The sequence below is a fragment of the Plantactinospora sp. A48 genome, from assembly GCF_055793945.1.
This window is the reverse complement of sequence record NZ_JBTIXF010000059.1, coordinates 1-26,571: the sequence shown is the minus strand read 5'-3', so window position 1 is coordinate 26,571 and position 26,571 is coordinate 1. Positions and strand designations below refer to the sequence as shown.

Sequence of the window (26,571 nt, the reverse complement as noted above, 5' to 3'; positions counted from 1 at the left end):
CAGGCGACGGACGTTCGGAAATTGACGAACAATTGCGAATGCCCGGTGGTCCGGTTGACCGAGTCCATTTCGTGGTCGGCGAGGTGTCTTCGGCGGGCGGTGACCGGGGTCGATGTCGGGTGCCGACAGCCGCCGGCACCCGACATCGGCCCGGCTCTCACACCAGGTACGGCTGGGCGGCGCGGGCCGCCCGCAGGGCCCGCCCCCACCAGACGAGCTGGTCGAGCAGGACCTTGGCGGCCACCGTGCATCCGGTGTCGTCCGTCGGCCGACCATCCGGGTCGAACTGCTCCCAGGCGTTGTGGAAGCTCACCGTGTCCCGCACCGGGACGGCGTGCAGTTCGGTGAAGATGGGCCGTAGCTGTTCCACCGCGCGCAGGCCACCGGCCAGCCCACCGTAGGAGACGAAGCCGACCGGCTTGGCCCGCCACTGCACGTAGTGCCAGTCGATGGTGCTCTTGAGCGCGGCCGGGAAGCTGTGGTTGTACTCCGGGGTCACCACGACGAACGCGTCAGCCTCCTCCAGGACCGGGGTGATCCGGTTCAGCGTCGCCAGCACCTCGGGAGAGGGCTCCCGGGTGAGCGTGTTGGGCAGCGGATGCTCGGCCAGGTCCACCGCTGTCACATCGAGGTCGTGCCGTTCCCGAGCCCGGTCCACGAACCAGTTGGCGATCGTCGGGCCGAACCGGCCCTCGCGGGTGCTGGCGATGATGACGGCCATCCGCAGGGGTGTGTCGGGCATGGCCTCCTCCTTCGGGGTCTGTGGTTCCGGGGCGGTGGGTTCGGCGGGCGGATTGGTCACGCGTGCGCCGTCCCGGTGATGGAGTCCATGACCTTGTCCATGGGGCCAGACTGCCCCTTAAACAATGGTTCAAGTCAAGTTACCCTGCAGGCGTGAGGCAACCTTCCTGGCGGGCGTCGGAACTGACGGTGGGCGAACTTGCCGAGCGCAGCGGAGTCCCCGCGAGCGCACTGCGGTTCTACGAACGACAAGGGTTGATCAGCAGTTGGCGTACCCAGGCAAACCAGCGCCGGTACAGCCGGGACACGCTGCGCCGGGTGGCCTTCATCCGAGCCTCCCAACGGGTCGGCATGCCACTCGGCGCGATCCGCGAGGTGCTGGGTCTGCTGCCGCAGGGCCGCACCCCGACCCGGGAGGACTGGAGCCGGGTCTCCACCTGTTGGCAGGCCGACCTGAACGCGCGGATCCGCCAGTTGCAGCAGCTCCGGGACGACCTCGCCGACTGCATCGGCTGCGGCTGTCTCTCCTTCGACGTCTGCGCGTTGGCCAACCCGCACGACGCGCTCGGCCGGGAGGGGACGGGTGCCCGCCGGCTGCTCAACCCGCCGGCACCGGGCGAGGAATCGTCCGATCCCCGGTGTGAACGGTCCGTCCGATCCCCGGTGTGACCGGTCCGACCGTCGATGGCGGGTCGTCGCCCGGTGCCGCAGCCGCCGGGCGACGACCCTACGGAGACGGGGTGTCCTACGGGGACGGCGTCGGCGTCGGCGCGGTGAAGAGCACCCAGTTCTCCGTGGTCCGGAACCCCATCCGCTCGTAGAGCGGCACACCCAGCGGGCTGGCGTGCAGGAACGCGGTACGTGCCCCGGCCGCGTACGCCGTGGCCAGCACCGCCGCCGTCGCCGCCCGGCCGTAGCCGCGCCGTCGGGACGACGGGGGAACCGCGATGTTGAACACCCCCACCAGGTCGTCCACGAGAACGCCGAAGGAGGTCGCCACCGGCACACCGGCCGCCTCGGCGAGGTACGCGCGCATGGCGGGATGGTCCATGACGGCCGGCGAGGCGAAGCTGGCGAAGATCTCCGGTGGCCCCTCGTAGCCGTCGGCCATCGTCCGCTGGTACAGGCCGCCCTCGGCGCCCGAAACCCTGCGGACCACCGGCTCGGCGCCGGGGACCTCCGCGTCGCGCTCCGCGAGCTCCTTGATCATGAACGGTAGCGTCGTGCGTTGGTGGAACCCGTGCTGCGCGGTGGTGCTCGCGATCTGGTCGGCTGCCCGCTCACCACGGACCTGGATGCTCCAGGGCACCCCCGTCAGCCTCGGGGAGGCGGCGAAGTCCGCCACCTCCCCGAGGTCGGCCTCACGTCGGGTGCTGATGACGCCGTTGAGGAACGGTATCGGCGTGCCTGTGACCAGCTCGGCGGTGCCGTGGGCACCCATCCGGTGGAAGCCGCCCGGCTGGACCTCCGCCAACATCGCGACCGAGGTCATCCAGGCTTGCGCGGCGACGTCAACGGGGTCCCCGGTCACGCCGTCACCTCGGCTCCCGTCGTCGCCACCCGGGTACGGCTCAATTCGAGGTCCCGGCGGCGGCGAGTGCGGCCCGGACCTGTTGGGCGAAGCCGGCCACGGTGAAGCCGGGCTCGACGCTGTCGATCAGGATGAGGTCGCTGATCGCGTTGTTCACCCGCAGCGGCAGGATCGCCTGGTATTCCGGCGAGTCGTACCAGCGTTCGGCGGCGGCGCGGTCGGGGAACTCGATCAGGACCACCGAGCCGGGCCAGGCCCCCTCGATCACTGTCGCTTCGCCCTGGGCCAGCCACTTTCCGCCGTACGGCTGCACGGTGGCCTCGACCTGCTCCAGGTAGGACAGTCCCGCCTCGTTCGGGACGCCGCCCGGGATGCGTAGATGGTTGATCAGGTAGGTGCTCATCGGTTGGATCTCCTCAGCCGTGTTTGGATGATGGATGTAATCTAACTGGCTCCGTGGCGATGCGCACGAGTTAGATGCTGGGTGTAATCTAAATCTCGTCACCGTGGTCGGATACGCCGCACCGAGAAGTGGAGACTGGCGATGGGGAGAGCATCCCGGGCAGACGCGGCGAAACACCGCGAGGACATGGTTCACGCCACGGCGAGACTGCTCCGCGAGCGCGGGCCCGCCGGGGTGAGCGTCCAGGATCTGATGCTAGCCGTGGGGCTCACCCACGGCGGCTTCTACAAGCATTTCAGGTCGAAGGACGAACTGGTGGGCGTGGCCACCGAGGCGGCGTTCGGCGAGATCCTGTCCCTGTTGACCCGGGTCGGCGAGGACGACTCGGACCGGTCGCGGGCCCGGTCCGCACTGATCCGGACATATCTCTCGGCGGAGCATCGGGACGCGTCGGGGACCGGCTGCGCCAACACCGCGTTGGCCGTCGACACCGCCCGCGCCGCGGCGGACAGCCCGCTGCGCAGGTCCTACCTGGCGGGCTTGGAGAACACGCTTGACCAACTCGCGAAGTTGGAACCCGAACCCGAACCCGGTGGCGGGCCGGCGGAGCCGTACCGGCGGGCGATCGTCGATCTGGCCACCCTGGTCGGAGCGCTCACCCTGGCGCGGGCAGCCGGCGGGACGCCGCTGTCGGACCAGATCCTCCGGGTCGTCCACGAGGCCCTCGACCCCGGTCGGTGACCCGCCGGGAGCCGGCGCGGGCGGGTCCGGACCATGCTGGTGCGGGTCGCGGAGCGGTACGTCAGCGACCCCGGATGGCGGCCGGACCCGGCCGGCTCCCGGGATCGCCCGGCGCGGGCACCAGCGGCTGGTCCTGCATCCGGTGCCGGTAGTCCCGGGGCGGCATGCCGACGGCGGCCCGGAAGGTACGACTGAAGGCGGCGGGGTGGGTGAACCCCCAGCGGGCGGCGACCTCGTGAATGGGGACGGTACGCAGGGCCGGGTCGGCCAGGTCCCGGCGGGCGCGGTCGAGACGCTGGTCGCGGATCAGCGCGTTGACGGTGTCGCCCTCATCCTGGAAGAGCCGGTGCAGGTAGCTGACGGAGATGTGGTGCGCCCCGGCGATCCTGGCGACGGTCAGGTCCGGATCGGCCAGATGCTGCTGGATGTACGCCCGGACGCGCAGGACCAGGGCGTGCCGGTGGGTTTCCGGTGGCAGCACCCGCTCGGCCTCAAGGGTGTGCGCGAGCAGCGCGGCGAGCAGATCGATCAGGACGGTTCCCAGGCGTGGACCGTCGGCGGACCGGTAGCTGTTGCTGCCCGTGGCCACCCCGGTGAGGAAGCCGACCATCAGCGCGGCGACGCCGTTCGTGGTGGGCAGCCGGCGGGCCAGGAGCCGGTCGACCTCACGGTGGGGCAGCGGCAGCAGGGTCTTGGGGATCTCGACCGCGATCTCCCGCAGCCGCCGGTCGTCGCCGGGCCGGACCTCGAAGGGACGCGCCAGATCCACGAGATAGAGGCTCCGGGCCGGGTGCCGGTCGCGGGTGCCGGACTGCGCGACGTCAACCGCCCCGTCGAGGATGAGCGAGGCGTGGTAGGTCTCCGGCGCTTCCTGCCGGACCAGTTTCGGGGTCCGCCTGAACCGGGTCGGCGGGATCACCGCTGACCGGACGTGAACCGCGCCGAGCCGCAGCAGGCGGGTGTGCGCCCGGAAGTCGTCCGCGTACTCGCTGGTGATCTCCATCGGAGCCGTCAGCTTGCACATGCAGGTACTCCACCGGGCAAACCGTTCGTCGGCGGGGAAGGCGTCGCCATGGAAGGTCGCGGCATCGATCATCAGCGGATCCCCCGATGCTGATCCGATCACTTTTGCGGGATAGCACCCTTTTCGGGTCGAGCATGGCAACCCCGGCCGGGTGGGGCGAGACAGCCGTCCGATGGGCGACAGTTACCTCCGTCTCACCCCGAACCGGCAGCGCGACCGGCGAGTGGACGCGGGGCCAATCGACTGTGTACCGCTCGCCAACGACGTTCACCGCGACGGCTGGCAGGTTTGTCGGTGTCGGCGGACGCGCCGACGCAGAGCCCGCCGGCGCCGGCTCGTCCCGACAATCGCACCGAAGGGAGCAGGTCTTGCGTCACGCTCGCAGGATTCCCGCGCTGCTGATGGCCCTGGTGACCATGAGCGGTCTGTTCGTCCTCGGCACCGGGTCGCCCTCGCAGGCCGCCGTCTCGTGCTCGGGCACCATCACCTACGACAAGTCGTACGGGCCGGGGGAGTTGACGATCTACTACAACAGCACGAACGGCGGCACGAACAGCGCGTGCTTCTATCACAAGGGTGCCGCGTACGGCGTAGCCGCACCGACCTATGTGCGCACGTATCGCTGCACCGAGCAGTCCGGTGAGGGGCAGCCGTGCACGGTCGCGGCCAGTTCCAGCGCCGACTCCGGCAACTACACCTACTACGCGGGACCGCGCGGAGTCACCGGCACCGCGAACTACTGCGTCGATGCCGAGGGCTACATCGACTGGCAGGGCAGTCTGTACTACATCAACAGCGGACGTCAGGGCTGCTGAGCCGTCCCGAAGCCGGCCCGGTTACCGATCCCCGTCACCGCGGGGTTCCGGGAGCCGGGCCGGCGCCGCCGTACCGTCGGGAGGGTCGGGACCGTCATCCCGGCGCTGTCGAGCCGGGCCGGAGCCGCCGTCGCCGCGTCCGCCAGGCAGCGCGCCGGGGCCATACGGACGCCCGCGCGGTCCATACGGCCCCGGCTCAGCCCCGGCCGGCTTCCTCCCGGATCGCGATCATCGCGGTCGGGACGGCAGCCGCCGGGCTGCTCGGTGCGGAATCAGGGACTGGTGCAGCTGATGTTGCTGGGCGTCATCGAGCCGTCGCCGTTGCCGGTGTAGCCGAACGTGGTCGAGGTGCCGGGCGCCAGGCTCCCGTTGTAGGCGGCGTTCTTGACCGTCACCGCTCCGCTGGTCCCGGTGTTGACGCCGTTCCACAGGCTGCTGATGGACTGTCCACTCGGCAGGGTGAGCCGGGTGCTCCAGCCGTTGACGGCCGAGCTTCCGGCGGTCACGGTCACATTGGCCTGGAAGCCGCCCGTCCACTTGTTGACCACCGAGTAGGTGGCGGTACAGCCGGAACCGCCCGGGTTGGTCGGCGGCGCACTCGTGGGCGGTGCGCTGGTCGGCGGCGCGCTGGTGGGCGGCGCGCTGGTCGGCGGCGTGGTGCTGCCCACCGTGATGTTCGAGCTTCCGCTGCTCTGGTAACCCTCGGTGGCCATGATCTGGTAGTCGAAGTTGCCCAGGTTCATGCCGTAGCGGGCCCAGGCGTCGAAGTGGTTGCCGGTGGTGATGGTGCCACCGGTCTTCTTCTGCTGCCGGATGCTCCAGTACTGGTTGAACGTCGAGTTGTTGCCCTCGATGGACGGGGCGTTGTAGCGGGTGGTCTCGTAGATGTCGTAGGTGCCGCCGTCGGTGGTCACCGTGCCCTTGTACGACCCGCTGGGCCGGTAGGTGCCCCAGTTGTCGAGGATGTAGTACTCGACAAGCGGGTTCCGCGTCCACCCGTAGAGCGCCAGGTACGCGTTGCCGTTCGGGTTGAAGCTGCCCGAGTAGTTCACCGTCCGGCGTGCGCCGGGCATCCAGCCCTTGCCGGCGACGAAGTTGTTCATGTTGCTCCAGGAGGTGCTGTACTGACCACCGGAGCCCATGGTCATGCTGACGTTGCCACTGTCCTTCCAGAACGAGAAGAAGTACCCGTTGTTCGTTCCGGTCTGGTTCGTGGTGACGGTGGTGTCGGCGCTGGCGGTGCCGGGCAGCACCGTGGTGGTCACGGCCAGTGCGACGGCACAGGCGGCGCCGAGGAACAGCCGGGTACGGCCGCGTCTGCGGCCTGTCGGTCTGGTGCTTGCATCGTTCATCTGCGTGCTTCCTTCTCGTGCGGGGGCCGGCCGACGGCCGGCGGGACACGACCAGCGGGGATGTCGACGGCCAGCGGGACCGGCCGCGCGGTGTGTCGGCCACGTGGCCGGGCGCCGATCGGTAATGCGGGCAGCGATCGGTGGACCCGGATCGTGGTATATCGCATCGACGATGGTCGAGGTCTCGCGCTGGCGAAAGTATCGGCCCCTGTTGTTAGTTTGTCAACTTGCCTCGAAAGGCACCGAAATCATGGTCCGTCCGCCGAATTCGCCCCGGGTGCGTCTTCGCAGGTAGGGCCGGTGGAGGCTTATCGGAAACGCCGGATCGTTCGCCCGCGACACCGGATCGAAAGGAGGATCGGGCCCGACAGTTTCCGAAACTTTCGAAGATCGGCCGAATGGCGGGACGGTTGCGAGATACTCTTGAATTCCTATCAGATAAGTAGGAAACTTTCTCGCATGGCTTGGATCCCACTCCGCCTGGGCAGCGAACCGTCGTCCTCGTCCGCACCCACCCCGTCGTTCCGGATGTGGTCTCACGTGCTGGGTTTCCTGGGTCTCGCCGAACCGGTCACCCGGCAGGCCACCGTGGGCAGTCCTGGCCGGGTGTCACCGGGCGGCATCGTGGTCGACGTCATCCTCGCCCTCTGGCTGGTCACGGTCCTCGTCCACGACCTCGTCCGATGATCCCGGAGGTCCCGATGAGCCCCGTCCCGAGCAGCGGGGGGTGAACCCGCTCATGTCCAGCGAACTGCGGTTGATCATTCGCGGCCACATCGACTTCGGTCGAGTGTGGTCGAGCTCCTGTCCGCGCTGACCCGGCATCCACCCGGCAACGCCGAGCCCGCGACGTCATCACCGGTGACGCCGCCCCCGCGACACCGCGCCGGTCCGCCGAATCGGCACCCGCGCCGCTCCGGCTCGCCGGATCCACACTCGCATCCGCGCCGGCCCACCGGGTTCGCGCCCGCACCGCACCGGCCCGCCGAGGTGGGGCTCACCGCCGAGCCGCTCGCCGTCCAGCCGCTCGCCGCCCATTCGCACCGTCGACGCATCCACCGGCCGCCCCGAGGGCAGCCGGCGGGTCGCCGTACCGACGTCACCCTCCTGGACAGGAGCGCCATCATGTCCGCGCACCGTAGTCGTGCCCGTAGTCGTACCCGTGCCCTCGCCGTCGCCGCGCTGGCCGCCCTGACCGCCGTCGTGGCGGGCTGCTCCACCGCGGCCGCCCCGGCCGCCGGACCGGCCGGCCAGCCCCGATCCGGGGGCGAACTCACCTTCGCCGTCGAGACCGAACCCATCACCCTGAACCCCCACCAGTACGCCCAGGCCAAGGCGCGGCTGCTGGTCTGGAACACCTTCGAATCCCTGCTCGGCTACGACGAACACGGCCGGCTGGTGCCGTGGCTGGCGACCGGTTGGCAGACCACACCGGACGGCCTGACGTACACCCTGCGGCTGCGCGACGGGGTGGCCTTCGCCGACGGCACGCCGTTCGACGCCGCGGCGGTCAAGGCCAACTTCGACAAACTCCGCGAACCCGGGTACGCCCCGACCGTCGCCGCCGTGCAGTTGCGCAACCTCAAGGCCGTCGAGGTGGCCGACCCCCACACGGTACGGCTCACCCTCACCGCCCCCGACGTGCTCATCCTCGACTTCCTCGCCTCCCCGCAGGGCGCGCAGGTCTCCCCGAGATCGCTGCGCGAGGCGCGGAACCTCAAGGCGGGCGGCGTCGACCTCGCCGGCACCGGACCGTTCATCCTGGACCGCTACGTACCCGGCCAGGAACTGCACTTCAGGCGCAACCCCGGCTACCGGTGGGCACCACCCGAAGCCACCCACACCGGCCCCGCGTACCTCGACGGGATCACCTACCGCTTCCTGAAGGAGTCGGCGGTCCGGATCGGCGCGCTCACCTCGGGTCAGGTGCAGCTCATCGAGGGTGTCCCGGCGACCGACCAGCCGCTGATCACCGCGAACCCGAAACTGCGGCTGACCCGCCAGCTCAACTCCGGCTCGGCCTACTCGTACTACTTCAACGTCTCCCACGCCCCCTTCGACGACCTGCGGGTCCGGCAGGCGTTCCGGGAGGCGGTGGACGTGGACACCGTGCTCAGATCCGTCTACCGGGACACCGCCACCCGGGCCTGGAGCGTGGTCAGCCCGTCCAGCCCGCTCTACGACAGGCGCCTGGAGGGCGGCTACGGCGGCGACACCGCCCGGGCCAACGCCCTGCTCGACCAGGCCGGCTGGGACCGGCGGGACGCCGACGGATACCGGGTCAGGGACGGCCGGCGGCTCACCGTCCGCCTGGTGCAGGCCGCGCCGTACGTCCGGGACCGTCGCGACATCCTGGCCCAGGCCGTACAGGCCGCGGTCCGGCGCAGCGCCGGCATCGACCTCAAGGTCTCGCTCGTCGACCAGGGCACCGCCCAGCAGGCGTTCGACACCAACCAGTACGAGGTCTTCGACAACTCCCGCGCCGACACCGACGCCGGAGCCGCACTGAACCTGCTGCTGCACTCCGCCGGCGGGATCAACCGGACCAGGGTGAACGACCCCGGGGTCGACCGGCTGCTCGATGCGGGCCAGGCCACCGCCGACCCCGGCAGGCGGGTCTCGATCTACGCCGACCTGCAACGGCGGGTGGTCGGCGAGCAGGCCCTGCTGCTGCCGCTGTACGCCCCGGCCGACCAGATCGCCGCCAGCAGCGGCGTCGGCGGGGTGCGCTTCGAACCCACCGCGGGGGTACCCGCCAGCGCGTACGACCTGTGGATCGGCAACTGAGATGGGCCATCCGCGACTGCGCGCCGTGGCCCGCCGGATCGGCACCGGGCTGGTGGTGCTGTGGGCCGCCGCCACGGCCGCGTACCTGGCCCTGCTCGCCGCGCCGGGCGACACCGTGGACGCCATCGTCGGCGACGGCGCCGACACCCCGCAGATCCGCTCCGAGATCATCGCCGAGTGGGGCCTGGACCGTCCGGCCGTCCTCCGGTACCTCGACTACCTGCTTCGGCTCGCCCAGGGTGACCTCGGCCGCTCCTACCTGCTGCACCGGCCCGTCGCCGACGTGATCGGCGAACAGCTCGCCCCGACCGTGACCCTCGCCGTGGCGGCGGCCGGGCTGGGGGTGCTGCTCGCCCTGGTCATCGCCCTGGCCACCGCCGGGGACCGCCGGCCGTGGCTGCGCCGGCTCAGTTCCGGCACGGAACTGCTGCTGGTGTCCACCCCGTCCTTCCTCACCGGCATCGTGCTGCTCACCCTGTTCTCCTTCCGGCTGGGCCTGTTCCCGGTCGCCGGCGATCAGGGCGTGGCGGCCCTGGCGCTGCCGGCGGTCACCCTGGCCCTCCCGGTCGCCGGGCTGCTCGCCCAGGTCCTGCGGGACGGCCTCGACCGGGCCCTGGACGAACCGTTCGTGCTCACCGCCCGCGCCCGCGGGGTGCGGGACCGGATGGTGCTGCTGCGCCACGCGCTGCGGCACGCGCTGCTGCCGGCGGTCACCCTCGCCGGCTGGCTGTTCGGGATCCTGCTCGGCGGTGCCGTCATCGTCGAGCAGGTCTTCGGCCGGCCGGGCCTCGGCCAGGTCACCCTCGCGGCGGTGACCAGCAAGGACATCCCGGTGGTGCTGGCCGTTGTGACCCTGTCCGCCGTGGTGTACGTGGTGGTCAACACCGCGGCCGACCTCGCGTACCTGCTCGTCGACCCACGCCTGCGGAGGAGCTGACATGACGGTGACCCTGGGCGGCGCGTCCGCCGGCACCCTCGACCCGTTGGCCGGCGAGGGCGTCCCGGCCGTCGTCCGGCGTCCCCGTCGGCTCCGCCCCGGGCCGCTGGCCGCCGGGGCGTACCTGTCGCTGCTGGTCGTGGCCGCGCTGCGGCCGGCGCTGCTGGCCCCCGGCGACCCGCTGGCCGCCGACCCCCTCGTGGTGCTCACCCCGCCCGGTGCCGGGCACTGGCTGGGCACCGACCACCTCGGCCGGGACGTCTGGACCCGGGTGGTGCACGGCGCCGGGCACTCGCTGGCCATCGGCGTGGCCGCCACCGCCATCGCGGTGACCGCCGGAGTGCTGCTCGGGCTGCTCGCCGGGCTCGCCCACCGGATCGCCGACGAGGCGCTCAGCCGGTCCTTCGACGCCCTGTCGGCGTTCCCGCTGCTGCTGTTGGCGCTGCTGCTGATCGCCGTGGCCGGCCCCGGGACGGCCAGCCTGATCGTGGCCATCGGCATCGCGACCCTGCCCCACCACGCCCGGGTGGTACGCGGACAGACCCTGCTGGTCCGCCGGGCCGGATACGTCGAACAGGCCGTCACCTTCGGCCTGTCCCGACCTCGGCTGGTGCTGCGGCACATCCTGCCCAACGTGGTCGGACCGGTCCCGGTGCTCGCCGTGATCGGGCTGGGTGAGGCCATCCTGACCGCCTCCGGGCTCAGCTTCCTCGGTCTCGGGCCGCAACCGCCCTCGCCCGAGTGGGGCGCGATGCTCTCCGAGGGTCGCAACTACCTGCAGGTGGCCTGGTGGATCAGCCTCCTGCCCGGCGTGGCCGTCACGCTGACCGTGGTGTCGCTGACTGTCCTCGGCCGGCACTGGCAGGCCCGGTTCGACGGACGGCAGTCGTGACGGCGCCGCTGGTCGAGGTCGAGGACCTGCACGTCACCTTCGACACCCCGGCCGGTGCGGTGCCGGCGGTACGCGGGGTGAGCCTCACCGTCGGCCCCGGCGAGTGCGTGGCGGTGGTCGGGGAGTCCGGATCGGGCAAGAGCGTCACGGCCCGTACCCTGGTCGGCCTCGCCGGTCGGGGCGCGCGGGTCCGGGCCACCCGGCTCGACCTGGCCGGTCAGGACGTCCGAGGGTACGGGCCGGGGGACTGGCGGCGGCTGCGCGGCCGGCAGGTCGGGCTGGTCCTGCAGGACGCCCTGGTCTCGCTCGACCCGTTGCGCACGGTCGGCGCCGAGATCGGCGAGGTGCTCGGCACACACCGCATCGGCACCCGCCGGGACCGGGCCGGCCGGGTCACCGACCTGCTCGACCGGGTACACGTGCCGGAACCGGCCCGCCGGGCCCGACAGCACCCGCACCAGCTCTCCGGCGGGCTGCGCCAGCGCGCGCTCATCGCCTCCGCCATCGCCGGCGAACCGGCCCTGCTGATCGCCGACGAGCCCACCACCGCGCTGGACGTGACGGTGCAGGCGCAGATCCTGCGGCTGCTCGGCGAGCGCCGGGCCGCCGGGCTGGGCCTGCTGCTGATCAGCCACGACCTGGCGGTCGTCGGGCAGCTCGCCGACCGGGTGCTGGTGATGCGCGACGGCGTGATCGTCGAACAGGGCCGCACCGACCGGCTGCTGCGGGCACCGGAACACCCGTACACCCGCCGGCTGCTCGACGCCGTACCGTCCGCGTCCTCGCGGGGACGCCGGCTCGGCACGCCGGAACGGCTGCGCGAGGGTTGCGCCGGACCGGTGCTGGCCCGGCCGCCGCTGCCCAGCCGACCCGAGGTCCGCCCCGGGGACACCGTGCTCGTGGCGACCGGCCTCGGCAAGCGGTACGGCGGACACCCGGTCGTCCGGGACGTCTCCTTCAGCATCGCCCGGGGCGAGACCCTCGGGCTGGTGGGGGAGTCCGGGTCCGGCAAGACCACGGTGGCCCGGATCGTCGCCGGACTCCTCGCCCCGGACGAGGGCGCGGTCGTCTTCGACCGGAAGCCCTGGTCGGGGACGCCGGAGCGGCTCCGCCGGGCGGCCCGGCGCCACCTCCAGGTCATCTCCCAGGACCCGCTCGGCTCCTTCGACCCCCGGTACACCGTGGGCCGGGTGGTCGCCGAGAACGTCGACCGCGACACCACCCGGGCCGAGCGCCGGGACCGGGTCGTCGAACTGCTGCGCCGGGTCGGCCTCGGACCGCACCTGCTCGACCGGCACCCCCGGGCGCTGTCCGGCGGGCAGCGGCAGCGGGTCGCCATCGCCCGCGCGCTCGCCCCGCGACCCAGCCTGATCGTCTGCGACGAACCGGTCTCCGCCCTGGACGTCTCCGTCCAGGCCCAGGTGCTGGACCTGCTGGCCGACCTGCGGGCCGCCGACGGCACCGCGCTGCTGTTCATCTCCCACGACCTGGGCGTGGTGCAGCACCTCGCCGACCGGGTGCTGGTGATGCGGGACGGCGCGGTGGTCGAGCAGGGTCCGGTCGGCGACGTCTTCGCCCGTCCCCGACACGACTACACCCGGTCGCTGCTGGACGCGCTGCCGCCCCTCGTCGTCGGTCGACCGTAGGAGGAAAGACCATGCCGGACCCGTCCCTGCACCTCGCCGTGGCCCTCGACGGCCTCGGCTGGCACCCGGCCGCCTGGCGGCTGTCCCGGGCGGCCGCCGCCGCTCCGTTCACCGCCCAGTGGTGGACGGAGCTGGCCGGCGAGGCCGAGCGGGCCGCGCTGGACCTGATCAGCCTGGAGGACCGCCTCGACCTGCAATCCTCCCGGCCCGACGGACCGGACGGCCGCACCGACCAGGTCCGGGGCCGGCTCGACGCCCTGCTGGTGGCCGCCCGGATCGCACCGCTGACCCGGCACATCGGACTCGTGCCGACCGTGAGCGTCACGCACACCGAGCCGTTCCACGTCTCCAACGCCGTGGCCACCCTCGACCACGTCAGCGCCGGCCGGGCCGGCTGGCAGCCCCGGGTGTCCGCCCACCGGTCCGAGGCGCGGCACTTCGGCCGCCGGGACATCCCGCCGCTGGACCCGGCCCGCCTCGACGAACCCGGAACCGTACGCCTGGTCGGTGACCTCTTCGCCGAGGCGGCGGACGCGGTGGACGTGGTCCGGCGGCTGTGGGACAGCTGGCAGGACGACGCGGTGATCCGGGACGTGGCGACCGGGCGGTTCATCGACCGGGACCGGTTGCACTACGTCGACTTCACCGGTCGGTGGTTCTCGGTGAAGGGACCGTCCATAGTGCCCCGGCCACCCCAGGGGCAGCCGGTGGTCGCCGTGCTCGCCCACTCGTCGACGCCGTACGGGTTCGCTGCCCGGCACGCCGACATCGTCTTCGTCACCCCCACCGACGCCGGCCACGCCACCCGGATCGTCACCGAGGTCCGGGCCGCCGAGGAGACCGTGGGCCGGGCCGGACCACCGCTGCGGATCCTCGCCGACCTGGTGGTCCTGCTCGACGGGACAGCCGCCGAGGCCCGGCGCCGGCGGTCCCGGCTGGACGAGCTGGCCGGCGCCGAGTTCACCTCGGACGCGGCCGTCTTCAGCGGTACGCCGGACCAGCTGGCCGACCTGCTCGCCGAGTGGCACCGGGCCGGACTGGACGGATTCCGGCTCCGCCCGGCCGTGCTGCCCGACGACCTCACCGCGATCACCCGCGCGCTGGTGCCGGCCCTGCGGGACCGGGGCCTGTTCCGCGCGGGCTACCCCGCCGGGACGCTGCGCGACCTGCTCGGCCTGCCCCGCCCGGCCAACCGGTACGCCGCCACGGCGGCCGACTGACGTCTGGAGACCGCCGTGCCCAAGCAGATCATCCTCGCCGCGCACTTCCCCGGCGTGAACAACACGACCGTGTGGAGCGACCCGGCCGCCGGCAGCCACATCGACTTCGCCTCGTTCGTCCACCTGGCCCGGACCGCCGAACGGGGACTGTTCGACTTCTTCTTCCTCGCCGAGGGGCTGCGGCTACGCGAGCAGCGGGGTCGGATCCACGACCTGGACGTGGTGGGCCGGCCGGACACCCTGACCGTGCTGGCCGCGCTGGCCGCCGTCACCACCCGGCTCGGGCTGGTCGGCACGCTCAACGCGACGTTCCGCGAACCGTACGAGCTGGCCCGGCAGCTCGCCACCCTGGACCAGCTCAGCGCCGGGCGGGCCGGCTGGAACGTGGTCACCACCTCCGACGCGTTCACCGGGGAGAACTTCCGGCGCGGCGGCTACCTGGACCGGGAACTGCGCTACGAGCGGGCCGCCGAGTTCGTCCGTACCGCCCGGGAGCTGTGGGAATCGTGGCCGGCGGACCCCCTGGTCGGCGACCGGGACGGCGGCCGGTACGTCGCGACGGCCGACCCGGGCGCCTTCGCCCACCACGGTCCGCAGTTCGACATCGCCGGGCACTTCACCGTGCCACGCCCCCCGCAACTGCACCCGGTGATCCTCCAGGCCGGGGACTCGGACGACGGGCGCGAGTTCGCGGCGGCCAGCGCCGACGCGATCTTCTCCCGGCACGGCACCCTGGAGGACGGGCAGGACTTCTACCGCGACGTCAAGGGCCGGCTGGCCCGGTACGGGCGGACCGCCGACGACCTGAAGATCATCCCCGGGGTCACCTTCGTGCTCGGCGACACCGACGCCGAGGCGCAGGAGCACGCCCACCACATCCGGCGCCAGCAGGTCAGCCCGCAGACCGCGCTCCTGATGCTGGAACAGCTGTGGAACCGGGACCTGTCCGGGTACGACCCGGAGGGACCGCTGCCGGCCGAGGACCCGGACACCTCCGACGAGCAGATCAGCCTGGGCCGGGCCGGCAGGTACGCCGACCGGGTCGGCACCGCCCGACGGTGGCGGACGCTGGCCGAGGAGAAGGGCCTGGGCATCCGCGACCTGATCATCGAGGTGACCGGCCGGCAGTCCTTCGTGGGCACGCCCGAGCGGGTCGCCGAGCGGATGAACCACTTCGTGCAGTCCGACGCGGCCGACGGGTTCATCCTGGTGCCGCACCTGACCCCGGGCGGGCTCGACGAATTCGTCGACCGGGTCGTCCCGCTGTTGCAGGACCGCGGCGTCTTCCGGGATCGCTACACCGGCACGACGCTGCGGGAGCACCTGGGCCTCGCCGCCGCCCGTCCGGTCCGCGAGGTGGCCGCGTGAAGTTCCTGCTGATCACCCTGATCACCCACCTGCCCGACCCGGTCACCGGGCTGCGGAAGAGCACCACCGAGCGGTTCCGGGAGGTGGTGGACACCGCCGTGCTGGCCGAGGAGCTGGGGTTCGACGGCTTCGGGGTCGGCGAGCGGCACGAGCGGCCGTTCATCTCCTCGGCGCCGCCTGTCGTGCTCAGCCACATCGCCGCGAAGACGACCCGGATCCGGCTGTTCACCGCCGTCACCACGCTCAGCCTGCTCGACCCGGTGCGGGCCTTCGAGGACTACGCCACCCTGGACCACCTCTCCGACGGACGCCTCGAACTGATCATCGGCAAGGGCAACGGCGCCGCGCAGGCGCAGCTCTTCCACGTCACCGCCGAGGACCAGTGGGACCGCAACCGGGAGGGCTACGAGCTGTTCCGGCGGCTCTGGCGCGAGGACCGGGTCACCTGGTCCGGCCGGTACCGGCCGTCGCTGACCGACGCGGAGACCTGGCCGCGGCCCCTGCAACAGCCCATCCGGATCTGGCACGGCAGCGCCACCAGCCGGGACTCGGTGGACCTGGCGGCGCGGTACGGCGACCCGATCTTCTCGGCCAACGTCACCAACCCGATCGAGCCGTACGCCGAACTCGTCCGCCACTACCGGGAACGCTGGGCCCACTACGGGCACGACCCGGCGGACGCGCTGGTCGGGGCCGGCACCGCGGGCTTCTACGCGGCGCGTACCTCGCAGGAGGCGATCGCGACGTACCGGCCGATCTTCGACGCGCGGCTGGCCGCGTTCCGCCGGCTCGGCCTGCGACCGGTCTTCCCGACCCTGGAGGACGCCATCGAACGCAGCTCCAACCTGGTCGGCAGCCCGCAGCAGATCATCGACAAGGTCCTGCGCTACCACGCGGAGTTCGGCCACGAGGTGATCCACCTGCACGCCGACCCCGACGGGCTGACCGACAAGCAGCACCGGGAGAGCCTCGAACTGTTCCAGGCCGAGGTGGCCCCCGTGCTGCGCCGGGAGATCCCGAGCCGCCCCTTCGCCCCACCCGCCGCCCCGGCCTGACCAGCGCGCCGGACTTGACCGACCGCCGCCGGTGTCCGTGCCGGCCCGATCAGCCCTCGCCGGCGTCCGTGCCGGCCCGACCAGAGACGGGACCCGCCATGGCTCCGACCCCGCTGTCCATCCTCGACCTGTCGCCGCTGTCCGCCGGTGGGACCGTCGCCGACGCCCTGCGCAACACGATCGACCTGGCCCGCCGGGCCGAGCAGGCCGGCTACCACCGGTACTGGCTGGCCGAGCACCACCTGGCCAGCGGGGTGGCCAGCTCCGCGCCGGCCCTGCTGATCGGGCAGGTGGCCGCCGCCACCGGGCGGATCCGGGTCGGCTCCGGGGCGGTCCAGCTCGGGCACCGGACCGCGCTGTCGGTGGTCGAGGAGTTCGGGACCCTGGCCGCCCTGTACCCCGGCCGCATCGACCTGGGCCTGGGCCGCTCCGGCCAGCGTCGGGCCGAGATCGCCGCCCAACCTGCCGAGCCACCGGCGGAGTCTTCGGTCGCGCCACCGGCTGACTCACCGGCCGTGCCGTCGGGCGTGCCGTCGATCGCGGGGCCGGCTGAGCCGCCGGCCGGGTCGCCGGCCGGGTCGCCGGCTGAGTCACGGGTGGTGGACGGGTTGCTGATCCCGCCACCCTTCTCGTTCGCGAAGCTGGTCGGTTCGCCCCGGTTCGCTCTGGCCACCGCGCTGCTGTACCAGCCCGGCGGGCAACCGCCGCGGTTCGCCGACCAGGTGGCCGACATCCTCGCGCTGATCCGGGGCGACTACCGCGACGCCGACGGCCTGGACGCGCACGCCGTGCCCGGCGAGGGCGCCGACGTAGACGTCTGGCTGCTCGGCAGCAGCGGCGGCGAGAGCGCCCAACTCGCCGGCGCGCTCGGCCTGCCGTTCGCGGCCAACTACCACGTCAGCCCGGCCACCGTGCTGGAGGCGGCCGAGGCGTACCGGGCCGCGTTCCGGCCATCGGCGGTGCTGGCCCGGCCGTACCTGCTGGTGTCGGCCGACGTGGTCGTCGCCCGGACCGACCCGGAGGCGCGTCGGCTCGCCAGCCCCTACGGAGCCTGGGTACGCAGCATCCGCGGCGGTGGCGGCGCCATCCCGTTTCCCAGCCCCGAACAGGCCGCCGCGCTGCCGTGGACGGACGAGGACCGGGCACTGGTCGCCGACCGGGTGGACACCCAGTTCGTGGGCACCCCGGAGCGGGTCGCCGAGCGGCTGCGCGTGCTGCGCGACGTCACCGGCGCCGACGAACTGCTCGTCACCACCATCACCCACGAGCACGCCGACCGGGTCACCTCGTACGAACTGCTCGCCAGGGAGTGGGCCTCCCTGGCCCCCGCACCCCGCTGATCCTCTCCGTCGATGGCGGGCCACCGCTGGGCTACTGGGTGTGGCACACCGTGCCGTTCAGGGTGAACACGGTGGGCAGCACGTTCGGTCCGCTGTACGCGCCGACGAAGCCCGCGCTGGTGCTGCCGCCGTTCGCGGCGAGCTGCCGGTTGTCGGCGGTGTTGGTCACCTTGACGGTCCTGCCGACCTGCTCGAAGTTGGCACTCCAACCGCTGCTCACCTGCTGCCAGCCGGTCGGCCAGCCGAACGTGAGGGTCCAGCCGTTGATCGGGGCGTCGCCGTTGTTGACGATGTCGATGGCGCCGATGTAGCCGTTGCCCCAGTCGTTGGTGTCCGCGAACCGGACGCTGCACGAACTCTGCGCCGGGCTGCCGGTGGTGAAGGTGACCGGCGGCGAGGACCAGGAGACCCGCCCGGCGTTGTCCCGGGCCAGCACGTTCACCGTGTACCGGGTGCCGGGGTTGAGGTTGTGGATCGTGAACGACGAACTCGGCGTCTCACCGAGCTGCTCGCTGGTGGTGCCGTTCTGCCGGTACACCTCGACCTTCGCCGGCAGGCCGGCGCCGGGCGGCGGCACCGGCCACTCGATGGTGGCCTCCCGGTCGGTGACGTTGAAGGCCCGGGGCTGGCCCAGCGTGTCGGGCCCGCCGGTGGTCGCGCCGGCCGGGTGCAGCACCAGGGTGGTCAGCGAGTACGGCGGCAGGGTCCGGCTGGTCGCGTCCCCGTCCTGGCTCTCGGCGATGGCGGTGGCGCCGTTGGTGTACGTGTACACCGTGGGCGCGGCGGTCGACGGGGCGTATCCGGCGTAGTCGATGCTGACCGGGTAGGCGTTGTCCGGGTCCTTGTTCAGCAGCAGCACCGCCAGGTCGCCGTTGCTCCGCCGGGCCGCGTGCGCGGCGACCAGTGGGTTGCTGGTGCCGGCGCCAATGAGCTGGTTGCCGGGCTTGGCGAAGATGTTCATCATGGCCAGCCCGTGGTACGGCGCGAACGGCGTGTTCAGCGGGGGTTCGCAGACCGACCCGTCGGAGGTGCAGGTGCCGCTGGAGAGCATCCCGAAGTCGCCGTAGTCGGTCTGACCGGCCACGGTGGACACCGTGCCGATGCCGTTGTGCGCGTTCCACCACTGGGCCGTGAAGACCCCGTTCTCCAGCAGCCCGCTGTAGGCGTCGGCCAGGAACAGCGCGCCCGGTTGGGTGTTCTGGCCGGTACCGACGTTCAGTTCGGTGAAACTGATCCCGATCCGGCCGGCGCTCGGCCCGGCGTACCGGGTGAGCTGCTGCCGCAGCAGGTACATCGCGTCGTTGAGGTGGCTGGTCCGGGCCAGCGACTCGGCGGCGCTGCCGCCCGGGTACCAGTGGACGTCCACGAAGTCGATCTTCGGCCCGGCGATCGAGAGGACCGTGGAGTTCCACGACCCCGGATCGGCGTCGGCCTTCAACCCGTCCGGCCAGTTCGCCGGCATGGTCAGCACCGCGCCGACCTTGATGGCCGGGTCGACCGCCTTCATCGCGTCGGCGTACTCGACGACCAGCTTGGCGTACTGGGTCGCGCTCTTGTCGGAGTGGTCGTCGGCCTCCCACGCCGAGCCGTAGAGCCCGTTTCCGTAGTTCTCGTTGCCGACCGCCCAGTACCGGGCGCCGTACCCCTTCGTCACGTTGGCGTACCGCACCCAGTCGGCGGCCTCGGCCGGGGTGCCGGTGCCGTAGTTCGCGATGATCACCGGTTGCGCGCCGACCCGCCGTACCGCGGCCATGAAGGTGTCGAAGTCGGTGTTCGGCGCGACGTAACCACCGGGCGCCGTGTGGGTCTTCCAGTGGTAGATGTCGCCGTACGATCCGCCCGGGTACCGCATCATCCGGACCCCGGCGGAGCGCAGCAGGTCGGACGTCTCGGCCGTGCCCAGATTCGTGTCCCAGATCGCGTGGTTGATCCCCAGCGCGGTGTCGGGCACGGTGGCCAGCCCCGCCCTCGCGTTCACCACCACGGTGACCGGGTCGGTCGCCGCGCTCACGCTCGGCGGACTCACCACGGTCAGGACCGCCGTGCCGAGCAGCACTCCGGCGGCGAGGGCGGACCACCGACGCCGCCCGGATCGCGCCGGGGCCGGTCTGGCGGCGGGCTGTCGGAAACTGCTCAAGTCACTCATGACCGTGGTCCTTCTCGTCAGCCCCGCACGCGGCAGATCATCGACGTCCAAGAATCCCACGGCGACCGGCGGGGCTCAAGGGCCAGTATCTTTAGCGGTACAGTAAACGAATGACTCCAGCCATCCCGTCGCTGCGCCGCACGCTCGCACCGCTGGGTCTGATGTTCCTCGCGATCGGCACCTCCACGGCGATGGTGATGCCGTTCCTGTCGCTGTTCCTGAGCACGGCGGTGCACGCCGACCCTGCCCGGGTCACCCTGTACCTGGTCGTCGCGCCCCTGTCGGGCGTCCTGCTCGGCACGGTGATCGCGCGGCTGTCCGACCGGTGGCCGATCCGCCGGTACCTGCTGATCGGCGCGTCCCTGGCCGGCATGGTGGGCGCCGGGGTGACCGCGTTCCTGCGGGACTACTGGCTCCTGCTGGCGCTCGCGGCGACCGTGACGGCGCTCGCCGGGTCGCTGTTTCCGCAGAGCTTCGCCTACGCCCGCCAGGTCCTCCAACGGGACAGCCCGGACCGGGCCGCGCTGGGCATCAGCACCATGCGGACCGTCTTCTCGCTCGCCTGGGTGACCGGTCCACCGCTGGCCGCGTTCCTGCTGCACACCGGCGGCTTCCGGCTGGTCTACGGCACGGCCGCCGTGATGTACGCCCTGTCGGCGCTGGTGGCGACGCTCGGGTTGACCGAGGTCGGCAGGCCGGCACCCGACGATGCCGACGAGCCCACGACCGGGGACGCTGACGGTGTCGCGCCCGTGATCGCTGACGACGACGGGCCGGCGGTGTCGCGGTGGCGGCTGCTGTCCATCGTGGCCGCCTTCACGATGTTGCAGTGCCCGCTGACCCTCGGTGCCCAGGCGCTTCCGCTGTACATCGACCGGGACCTGTCGGGTGAGGCCTCGGACGCCGGCTTCATCCTCGGGCTCTGCGCGGCCTTGGAGATCCCGCTGATGCTGGGGCTCGGCGCGCTCACCACCCGGATCCGACTGCGTCTGCCGGTCCTGGTGGGCGCCGCCTGCGGCGTGCTCTACTACGCGATCGCCACGGTCGCGCCCAACCTCTGGGTGCTGGGCGGTGCTCAGCTCGTCAACGCGCTGTTCATCGCCGCGGTGTCCGGGTTGGGCATCTCGTACGTGCAGGATCTGCTTCCCCGGTATCCCGGCCGGGCCACCACCCTGTTCACCAACACGTTCCCGATCGGCGCGATGCTGGCCGGCCCGCTGCTGGGCCTGTCCGCGCACTTCGGTTACCGGTCGGCGTACGCCGCCTCGACCGCGTTGTGCGCGGCCGGCCTGCTGCTCCTGCTGGTCGTTGGTCCACGGCGGTCCGGGAACAGGGCCGCGGCCGGCCCGTCGCGGTCCGTCGCCGTGCTGACCGAGTAGCGCATAGATATACTTAAACGTTTTGGCGTAGGGTGACACGACCCCCCCACACCGGACCCTCGACCGCAGAGGAGCAACACGTGAAAGCCCTTACCGGCTGGCGGAGGCCGGTTCTCGGCGTCGCCGCCGCCTCCCTTCTCGCCAGCGTCGGAGCCGTCGCGATGTCCGTCTCGGCGCAGGCCGCCGCGGGCTGCCAGGTGGTGTATGCGGTCACCGGTCAGTGGACCGGCGGGTTCACCGCGAACATGAAGATCACGAACCTCGGGGACGCCATCAACGGCTGGCGCCTGGCCTGGACCTTCCCGGACGGGGGACAGGTCGTCACCCAGCCCTGGGGTTTCACGGCCAGTCCGGCCAGCGGCGACGTCGTTGCCACCAACGTGGACTATGACGCCGCCATCGCCAGCAACGCCACGATCGAGATCGGCTTCAACGGCACCTGGACCGGCAGCAACCCGAGCCCCACCACCTTCACGCTCAACGGCGCCACCTGCACCGGCTCGGTCACCCCCAGCACGGCACCGCCGACCAGCGTGCCACCCACGACCGCGCCGCCGACCACGGCACCGCCGACGACCGCGCCACCGACCAGCGCGCCGCCCACCACGGCGCCGCCGACCAGTACGCCGCCGACCAGCGCACCGCCGACCACCGGCACGCCGACGGTGGCCGCCGACGGCACCGGTAGGTATCGCACGGTCCAGGCGGCCATCGACGCCGTCCCCGCGAACAACAGCCAGCGGGTCGTCATCACCATCAAGCCCGGCACCTACCGGCAGGTGGTCACGGTCCCGGCCAACAAGCCGAACATCACCCTCCAGGGCCTCGGCTCGGCGCCGTCGAACACCCTGCTGGTCTACAACAACGCGGCCTCCAGCACCGGTACGTTCAACAGCGCGAGCATGTTCGTCAACGGAGCCAACTTCATCGCCGAGAACCTCTCGATCTCCAACGACTACGACGAGAACCGGGGCTCCTCGCAGGCGGTCGCGCTGAACCTCAACGCCGACCGGGCCATCCTGCGCAACGTCCGGCTGCTCGGCGACCAGGACACCTTCCTGGTCAACGCCAAGGCCCGGTCGTACATCGTGAACTCGTACATCGAGGGAACCGTCGACTTCATCTTCGGCGACGGCACGGCGGTGTTCAACGCCTGCTCGATCTACGAGAAGCGGTCCTCGGGCCAGGGACCGATCACCGCCGCCCGGACCGACCCCGCGAAGCAGTACGGCTTCCTGATCTACCGGTCGACGATCACCGGAGCGGCGAACAACGTCACGTACCTTGGCCGGCCGTGGGGACCGAACGCCCAGGTGCTGTTCCGGGAGTCGTCGTTGAGCGCCACCATCCACACCTCCCAGCCGTGGATGGACATGTCCGGTAACCCGTGGCAGAACGCGCGCTTCCTGGAGTACCGCAACACGGGCGCCGGCGCGGGGGTCAACGGCAACCGGCCGCAGCTCAGTGACGCGCAGGCCCCGAACTACACCCCGCAGCGGTACCTGGCCGGCAGCGACGGCTGGAATCCCGTGTGAACCCGGTCCGCCTGAACCCGGTCCGCCTCAACCCGGTCCGCGTGAGCCCGGTCCGCCTCAACCCGGACTCCGTAGACCCGGACTCGCGGAAGCGGTGAGCCTTTTTCGGGTCCATGTCTCTGGGGCATAAACATGACCCAGAGACATGGACCCAGAACAGCCCTTCGGCTCCGGTGGGCGACACGCCCTCGGCACCCGACGGCACGCCCCGGCGGACGCGGGCGGATCGCCGCCCAGGTCCGCGCCGGCCCGGGTCCGCGCTGTCCAGGTCCGCGCCGGCCCGGGTCGCGCGGATCTGGACCGCGCAGACCCGGGCCGCGTCGGGTGTTATCCGTGCGGCCGGTGCGAGACGCGCGGCAGTACGTACGGTGGTCCGGCGTAGATCAGATCGCCCCGCAGCACGTTGTACGCGCGCTTCGGCTGGTAGTTCTCGTCGTAGATGTTGGCCAGGCCCTCGTTGCTGAAGGTGCCCGGGACCCACGAGTGCTTGTCGGTGAAGCCCCAGACCGTGAACGACAGGCAGTGCCGGTCCGCCAGGCAGGCCTGGAGCAGGACGTGGTAGTTGGCGGCCGACGCCTGCAACCGGGGGTTGATCTCGTTGGCCGGCATCCCGTCGGTGACCTCGCTGCGCACGTCGACCTCGGTGAACGCCGTCGCCAGCCCCAGGCCGGAGAACTTCTTGAGCGCGGCGACCACCTGGAGGGTGTCGAAGTTGCCGTACTGGGTGCCCAGGTGGCCCTGGCTGCCGACGCCGTCGATCGGTACGCCCCGGGCCAGCAGCCCCTTGGCCATGTCGTACACGAACTGGGTCTTGTCGTTGGCCGGGTCACCCGAACCGAACGCCTCGATGTTGTAGTCGTTGTAGAACAGCAGGGCCTTCGGGTCGGCGGCCCGGGCCCAGCGGAAGGCGTCGGCCAGGTAGTCGGGGCCGAGGTGTTCGGCCCAGAAGCCCTTGTAGTGCAGGGTCGGCGGGCTGTCCCAGGGGTCGCTCACCGCCTCGTTGACCACGTCCCACTGCCAGATCCTGCCCCGGAAGTGGGTGACCACGTCGGTGATGTGTCTGCGCAGCAGGTCCCGTAGCTCGGCCTTGTCGATCGAACCGTCGGCCACGCCGCTGGTCAGCCAGGTGGGCAGCTGGTTCTGCCACACCAGGACATGGCCGCGGACCCGCTGGTCGTGTTGCCGGGCGTAGCTGATCAGCTCGTCGGCCGGACCCCAGTTGTAGGTGCCCCGGGTCGGTTCCAGGCTCTCCCACTTCATCACGTTCTCGGCGGTGACCGTGGAGAACTCCGAACCGACTATCCGCCGGTACTCCGGATCGGCGGGATCGTCCAGAGCGGCCATGTCGACCGCGGTCCCGACGTACAGATTGTGGCGCAGGCCCAGGTTGCGCAGGCTCTGGTCGGTGGGGTCGTACGGTCGGCCCGCCGTGGCGGGCATGGTGTTGAGCGCGGCGACGGTCGCGATGGCGACCGCGGCGGTGGCTGCCCACCGTCTCAGCTTCATGTGCGTTCCCTCCGCTGGAGTCGGCGATCACCGAAACTTTCGAAAAAGTTTCCGAGATTCATCGAAACATTACGATGGTCGATGTACCCGGTCAACAGCGCCGACCCGGACGCGCCGGTGGTCCCGCGCGCCCGGACCGGTGCGGTCCGGGCGGATCAGCCGAAGGCGGAGACCGGGGTGGCGTACAGCATCCGCTGGCCCGGATGCTCGGTGACGGTGAACAGCACGTCACCGAAGCCGCGGAAGCCCGACCAGTACGACAGGTCCTCCGGCCCGATGGCGGCGGTGACCCGCTTCGGCGAACCGCTCAGCACCCCCGTGGAGGTGCCGGGCGCGGTCGTCCGCAGCAGGTCACCGTTGTCGTTCTGATCCGGAACGTCCGTGCCGTGGCTGCGGTTGAGGTACCAGGTGGCGCCGTGCGAGACGGCTCCCTGCACGTTCGACACCGGCAGCCGGAAGGCCGAGGTCGCCTGCCAGTTGCCGTCCCCACCCAGCAGCGGGCCGGTGCCGTCCAGCGGCCAACTGGCCACCCGGCCCTCGGTGCTGCCGTCGCAGTATTCGCCGGTGGTCAGGTGATCCGTGCCGGTGCGGTCCAGCCCGACGTACGAGAAGTGCGCCGACCCGGTCCCGCTGCACACACCGGGGTCGGCCACCTCGCCGCCCGCGCTGGTCCACGCCGCCACCTCGGGCATCACGTACCGGTAGCCGTGGCCGTAGAAGACCCCGTCCTGCCGGCCGATCTTCGTCTTGTCCGTGGTGTTGCCGAGGCTGCCGGCGGCCTGGAGATCGAAGATGTACCGCAGGTCGAACACCCGGAACCCGCGTCGGGTGTCGGCCACGTACAGGTAGTTGCCGTACCAGGCGATGCCGCCGGCGTGCAGCGACTTCCCGGTCGAGTCCTGCTGGGTACGCAGGCTCATGTAGCTGGCGTTGCCGGCGCTGTTGATGGTCGGGTACACCAGCAGTACGTGCTGGTAGTCGCCCGTGTCCGGGTTGATGAAGGAGACCCGGACCCCCTTGACGGCTTCGGAGTCGTCGTCGTACCAGCTCACGATCAGCGGCTGGGCGGTGCCCCAGAACTGGTCCTCCTGCGCGTCGGCGACCGTGGTGACGCCCTGCGGCGTCCACTCCACGGGGCCGCCGCCCGTGCCGCTGTCGGCGGCGTCGAAGCAGAAGCTGTAGACCGGCGCGAGGGTGCGTTCCCGCACGTCCACCGCGTTCGGATTGCAGGCGACGCCCGGCCCCGGCGTCGCGGTGCCGTGCCGGCTGGCCTGCGCCAGCAGGTTCTGCACGCCCAGTTTCGGCAACTGCGCGTCGAGCTGCCGGACCCGGTCCAGCAGGGCACCCTGGTTGGACGCCGGCCGCAGGTTGAAGTCGGCCAGCCGGGGTGCCCCGGCGGCCTCGGCCGGCCCGCCGGAGAACGCCGCCGAGGCCACCACCACGGACAGCGCGACGGTCACCCGATGGATCCACACCACGACGAACCTCCCCAGGATCGTGGCTCAAGGATCCCGAGGCTAATGGGTCATCATGAATACCTGGTCACGATCTCGCCGGGGCGGCCGACGGCGGCACGACCTCCCGCCGCCGCGGTCACGACCTCCCGGTGGCGCGGTCACGACCTCCCGGGGAGCGGCCTCGGCCAACTGCCGCCGGTCGGCCTCGGCGGCCCGGAGCAGGTACCGGCTCGGCCGAGGAGGATCACCTCGGCAGGCCGGCGGATCACGGAGATCGGTGTGAGTAGCGGTCGGACGTCCACAGAGACCCCTTCGCTGTTCGCCGCGTTAACAAGGGACCCCTGCTATCCGAAAAGCGATAACAAGGGGCCCTTCCTTGCGGCTCACGCGGTACCGGACAGTCCGAAACCGACTCGACTCTCCGTGTGACGTTCGCGAGTCGATCGGCGCTGTTCGGAGTGTGACGGGTCCCCATCGCGTCACTCGACCGCGATCGGCCCCGGCACCGGACCGATCGCACGCCGGCCTTTCCCTCCCCGGGCCGGCGTGGTTGACCGGCGCGCCGTCGACCACCGGCGCGCCGGGCCAGGGGGGGGGGGGCGCCCCCCCAGAGGGTCCCGCCGGGGCGTCCGCGGGGACGACCCAGAAACACCTCCACGCCCCCCCCCGTGGATTGCGGGGCGAGAGCAACCGAAG

At 71.6% G+C, this 26,571-nt stretch carries 22 protein-coding genes; 14 read left to right on the top strand and 8 right to left on the bottom strand.

Translation table 11 applies throughout. The features are described from left to right. Window positions 1–157 precede the first annotated feature (157 nt). The gene (locus ACXN5W_RS24255) at window positions 158–742 is read right to left on the bottom strand and encodes an NADPH-dependent FMN reductase (RefSeq protein WP_473160667.1); all 585 of its coding nucleotides are present in this window, start codon (window positions 740–742) and stop codon (window positions 158–160) included. Between the two features lie 152 nt (window positions 743–894). On the opposite strand from ACXN5W_RS24255, the gene soxR reads away from it, so the two are divergent. Next, window positions 895–1,410 (top strand): redox-sensitive transcriptional activator SoxR, encoded by a 516-nt coding sequence (soxR, locus tag ACXN5W_RS24250; RefSeq protein ID WP_473160666.1) that lies wholly within the window; start codon window positions 895–897, stop codon window positions 1,408–1,410. A 76-nt stretch (window positions 1,411–1,486) separates the two neighbouring features. On the opposite strand, the gene ACXN5W_RS24245 is transcribed toward soxR, so the two are convergent. Further along, window positions 1,487–2,272 (bottom strand): GNAT family N-acetyltransferase, encoded by a 786-nt coding sequence (locus ACXN5W_RS24245; protein WP_473160665.1) that lies wholly within the window; start codon window positions 2,270–2,272, stop codon window positions 1,487–1,489. A 40-nt stretch (window positions 2,273–2,312) separates the two neighbouring features. Beyond that, window positions 2,313–2,675, bottom strand: a complete 363-nt coding sequence (locus ACXN5W_RS24240; protein WP_473160664.1) for a DUF1330 domain-containing protein — start codon at window positions 2,673–2,675, stop codon at window positions 2,313–2,315. Window positions 2,676–2,816: 141 nt separating this feature from the next. On the opposite strand from ACXN5W_RS24240, the gene ACXN5W_RS24235 reads away from it, so the two are divergent. Next, on the top strand, window positions 2,817–3,416 hold the full coding sequence (locus tag ACXN5W_RS24235) for a TetR/AcrR family transcriptional regulator (RefSeq protein WP_473160663.1): 600 nt from the start codon (window positions 2,817–2,819) through the stop codon (window positions 3,414–3,416). Window positions 3,417–3,477: 61 nt separating this feature from the next. Here the strand turns inward: ACXN5W_RS24235 and ACXN5W_RS24230 are convergent, their stop codons facing one another. Then, window positions 3,478–4,512: an AraC family transcriptional regulator gene (locus ACXN5W_RS24230; RefSeq protein ID WP_473160662.1), complete on the bottom strand. Its 1,035-nt coding sequence runs from the start codon at window positions 4,510–4,512 to the stop codon at window positions 3,478–3,480. Window positions 4,513–4,808: 296 nt separating this feature from the next. On the opposite strand from ACXN5W_RS24230, the gene ACXN5W_RS24225 reads away from it, so the two are divergent. Beyond that, the gene (locus ACXN5W_RS24225) at window positions 4,809–5,255 is read left to right on the top strand and encodes a hypothetical protein (protein WP_473160661.1); all 447 of its coding nucleotides are present in this window, start codon (window positions 4,809–4,811) and stop codon (window positions 5,253–5,255) included. A gap of 272 nt (window positions 5,256–5,527) precedes the next feature. Here ACXN5W_RS24225 and ACXN5W_RS24220 read toward each other — a convergent pair whose 3' ends face one another. Then, window positions 5,528–6,607, bottom strand: coding sequence for a glycoside hydrolase family 11 protein (locus tag ACXN5W_RS24220; RefSeq protein WP_473160660.1), 1,080 nt, complete (start codon window positions 6,605–6,607; stop codon window positions 5,528–5,530). 459 nt (window positions 6,608–7,066) lie between these two features. Between ACXN5W_RS24220 and ACXN5W_RS24215 the strand changes: the two genes are divergently transcribed. The 9 genes from ACXN5W_RS24215 to ACXN5W_RS24175 all read left to right on the top strand — a co-directional run bounded on the left by ACXN5W_RS24215 (window position 7,067) and on the right by ACXN5W_RS24175 (window position 17,852). After that, window positions 7,067–7,294 carry a hypothetical protein gene (locus ACXN5W_RS24215; protein ID WP_473160659.1) on the top strand — a complete coding sequence of 76 codons (228 nt, stop codon included), beginning with the start codon at window positions 7,067–7,069 and terminating at the stop codon, window positions 7,292–7,294. Between the two features lie 105 nt (window positions 7,295–7,399). Further along, on the top strand, window positions 7,400–9,394 hold the full coding sequence (locus ACXN5W_RS24210) for an ABC transporter substrate-binding protein (RefSeq protein ID WP_473160658.1): 1,995 nt from the start codon (window positions 7,400–7,402) through the stop codon (window positions 9,392–9,394). A 1-nt stretch (window position 9,395) separates the two neighbouring features. Continuing rightward, window positions 9,396–10,331: an ABC transporter permease gene (locus tag ACXN5W_RS24205; protein WP_473160657.1), complete on the top strand. Its 936-nt coding sequence runs from the start codon at window positions 9,396–9,398 to the stop codon at window positions 10,329–10,331. A 1-nt stretch (window position 10,332) separates the two neighbouring features. Further along, complete coding sequence (locus ACXN5W_RS24200; RefSeq protein WP_473160656.1) at window positions 10,333–11,223, top strand: ABC transporter permease; 891 nt, start codon at window positions 10,333–10,335, stop codon at window positions 11,221–11,223. Further along, window positions 11,220–12,869 (top strand): dipeptide ABC transporter ATP-binding protein, encoded by a 1,650-nt coding sequence (locus ACXN5W_RS24195; RefSeq protein WP_473160655.1) that lies wholly within the window; start codon window positions 11,220–11,222, stop codon window positions 12,867–12,869. The genes ACXN5W_RS24200 and ACXN5W_RS24195 overlap by 4 nt, the downstream gene beginning before the upstream one ends. 11 nt (window positions 12,870–12,880) lie before the next feature. Next, on the top strand, window positions 12,881–14,089 hold the full coding sequence (locus tag ACXN5W_RS24190) for an LLM class flavin-dependent oxidoreductase (protein WP_473160654.1): 1,209 nt from the start codon (window positions 12,881–12,883) through the stop codon (window positions 14,087–14,089). Between the two features lie 15 nt (window positions 14,090–14,104). Beyond that, entirely contained in the window at window positions 14,105–15,457 is a 1,353-nt protein-coding gene (locus ACXN5W_RS24185; protein WP_473160653.1) for an NtaA/DmoA family FMN-dependent monooxygenase, read from the top strand. Next, a complete protein-coding gene (locus tag ACXN5W_RS24180; RefSeq protein ID WP_473160652.1) occupies window positions 15,454–16,512 on the top strand; it encodes an LLM class flavin-dependent oxidoreductase in 1,059 nt (352 codons plus the stop codon). The genes ACXN5W_RS24185 and ACXN5W_RS24180 overlap by 4 nt, the downstream gene beginning before the upstream one ends. A gap of 98 nt (window positions 16,513–16,610) precedes the next feature. After that, a complete protein-coding gene (locus ACXN5W_RS24175; RefSeq protein WP_473160651.1) occupies window positions 16,611–17,852 on the top strand; it encodes an LLM class flavin-dependent oxidoreductase in 1,242 nt (413 codons plus the stop codon). A 31-nt stretch (window positions 17,853–17,883) separates the two neighbouring features. Here ACXN5W_RS24175 and ACXN5W_RS24170 read toward each other — a convergent pair whose 3' ends face one another. Next, window positions 17,884–19,998 (bottom strand): cellulose binding domain-containing protein, encoded by a 2,115-nt coding sequence (locus tag ACXN5W_RS24170; protein WP_473160650.1) that lies wholly within the window; start codon window positions 19,996–19,998, stop codon window positions 17,884–17,886. Window positions 19,999–20,108: 110 nt separating this feature from the next. Here ACXN5W_RS24170 and ACXN5W_RS24165 point away from each other — a divergent pair, with 110 nt between their 5' ends. Both ACXN5W_RS24165 and ACXN5W_RS24160 read left to right on the top strand, forming a co-directional pair. Beyond that, a complete protein-coding gene (locus ACXN5W_RS24165) occupies window positions 20,109–21,377 on the top strand; it encodes a sugar efflux transporter (RefSeq protein WP_473160649.1) in 1,269 nt (422 codons plus the stop codon). Window positions 21,378–21,457: 80 nt separating this feature from the next. Beyond that, on the top strand, window positions 21,458–22,912 hold the full coding sequence (locus tag ACXN5W_RS24160; RefSeq protein WP_473160648.1) for a pectinesterase family protein: 1,455 nt from the start codon (window positions 21,458–21,460) through the stop codon (window positions 22,910–22,912). A 327-nt stretch (window positions 22,913–23,239) separates the two neighbouring features. Here ACXN5W_RS24160 and ACXN5W_RS24155 read toward each other — a convergent pair whose 3' ends face one another. Next, the gene (locus tag ACXN5W_RS24155) at window positions 23,240–24,418 is read right to left on the bottom strand and encodes an endo-1,4-beta-xylanase (RefSeq protein WP_473160647.1); all 1,179 of its coding nucleotides are present in this window, start codon (window positions 24,416–24,418) and stop codon (window positions 23,240–23,242) included. A 155-nt stretch (window positions 24,419–24,573) separates the two neighbouring features. After that, window positions 24,574–25,896: a hypothetical protein gene (locus tag ACXN5W_RS24150; protein WP_473160646.1), complete on the bottom strand. Its 1,323-nt coding sequence runs from the start codon at window positions 25,894–25,896 to the stop codon at window positions 24,574–24,576. Window positions 25,897–26,571: the final 675 nt, after the last annotated feature.

Coding starts and splice junctions, on each gene's coding strand:
- ACXN5W_RS24170 (WP_473160650.1), bottom strand. CDS start 19,998: ATGAGTGACTTGAGCAGTTTCCGACAGCCCGCCGCCAGACCGGCCCCG.
- ACXN5W_RS24220 (WP_473160660.1), bottom strand. CDS start 6,607: ATGAACGATGCAAGCACCAGACCGACAGGCCGCAGACGCGGCCGTACC.
- ACXN5W_RS24205 (WP_473160657.1), top strand. CDS start 9,396: ATGGGCCATCCGCGACTGCGCGCCGTGGCCCGCCGGATCGGCACCGGG.
- ACXN5W_RS24230 (WP_473160662.1), bottom strand. CDS start 4,512: ATGATCGATGCCGCGACCTTCCATGGCGACGCCTTCCCCGCCGACGAA.
- ACXN5W_RS24235 (WP_473160663.1), top strand. CDS start 2,817: ATGGGGAGAGCATCCCGGGCAGACGCGGCGAAACACCGCGAGGACATG.
- ACXN5W_RS24240 (WP_473160664.1), bottom strand. CDS start 2,675: ATGAGCACCTACCTGATCAACCATCTACGCATCCCGGGCGGCGTCCCG.
- ACXN5W_RS24190 (WP_473160654.1), top strand. CDS start 12,881: ATGCCGGACCCGTCCCTGCACCTCGCCGTGGCCCTCGACGGCCTCGGC.
- ACXN5W_RS24165 (WP_473160649.1), top strand. CDS start 20,109: ATGACTCCAGCCATCCCGTCGCTGCGCCGCACGCTCGCACCGCTGGGT.
- ACXN5W_RS24155 (WP_473160647.1), bottom strand. CDS start 24,418: ATGAAGCTGAGACGGTGGGCAGCCACCGCCGCGGTCGCCATCGCGACC.
- ACXN5W_RS24215 (WP_473160659.1), top strand. CDS start 7,067: ATGGCTTGGATCCCACTCCGCCTGGGCAGCGAACCGTCGTCCTCGTCC.
- ACXN5W_RS24175 (WP_473160651.1), top strand. CDS start 16,611: ATGGCTCCGACCCCGCTGTCCATCCTCGACCTGTCGCCGCTGTCCGCC.
- ACXN5W_RS24255 (WP_473160667.1), bottom strand. CDS start 742: ATGCCCGACACACCCCTGCGGATGGCCGTCATCATCGCCAGCACCCGC.
- ACXN5W_RS24200 (WP_473160656.1), top strand. CDS start 10,333: ATGACGGTGACCCTGGGCGGCGCGTCCGCCGGCACCCTCGACCCGTTG.